The sequence below is a fragment of the Burkholderia sp. AW33-5 genome (genome assembly GCF_053427615.1).
This window is the reverse complement of the sequence record NZ_JBSAXA010000087.1, coordinates 1-734: the sequence shown is the minus strand read 5'-3', so window position 1 is coordinate 734 and position 734 is coordinate 1. Positions and strand designations below refer to the sequence as shown.

Genomic DNA, 734 nt, shown 5'->3' with positions numbered 1-734 from the left:
CGCCGACAGGATCGACGCGAATTCCATCGCCATGTTCTGGATGAACGGCGCGTTCGGCTCGGCCAACGTGAACTTTACGGTGTACGGATCGACCTTCTCGACCTTCGTGATCAGCTTGTCGAGGCCCATGTCGGTGAAGTACGGGAACGACACCGGGTAGGCCTTGCGGAACGCCTGGTTCGGATCGAGCATGCGCTCGAACGAGAACACGACGTCGTCCGCGTTGAATTCACGCGTCGGCTTGAAGAAGTCGGTCGTGTGGAACTTCACGCCATGGCGCAGGTGGAACGTGTACACCTTGCCGTCAGGAGCCCCCCCCCACTTCTCGGCGAGGCCGGGTTCGACCTTGGTACCGCCGCGCTCGAATTCGACGAGCCGGTTGTAGATCGTGGCCGAATTCGCGGTGAAGTCGATGCCGGTCGTGTATTGCGCGGGATCGAAGCCGCCAGGGCTGCCTTCCGAGCAGTAGACGAGCGTTTTGTTCGGGATCTGGGCGAATGCAGCGCCCGCGACGCCGAGCGATGCGGCTGCCACGCCTGCCCTGGCGGCCACACGCCATGGATGCCACAACCGGTTATGCGCCATGCGCCCTCCAAGTTTCCAGTTCGACACCCATCAGTCAGGAGCCGCGTCTGCGGATATGACGAATGTTGTCGCAAGCGATCCTTGATCGTCAAGGCTGACCTGAGACGTTTCTTGTAGCCATTCGGCAAGCGAGTCTCTTTTATCCTAGT

1 protein-coding gene is annotated in these 734 nt (G+C 60.8%); it reads right to left on the bottom strand.

Annotated features, from left to right (window positions below; genetic code table 11):
- The coding region (locus ACV22V_RS32460; protein ID WP_448016825.1) for an ABC transporter substrate-binding protein at positions 1 to 585 on the bottom strand (585 nt) is incomplete at its 3' end.
- Between the last annotated feature and the right edge of the window lie 149 nt (positions 586 to 734).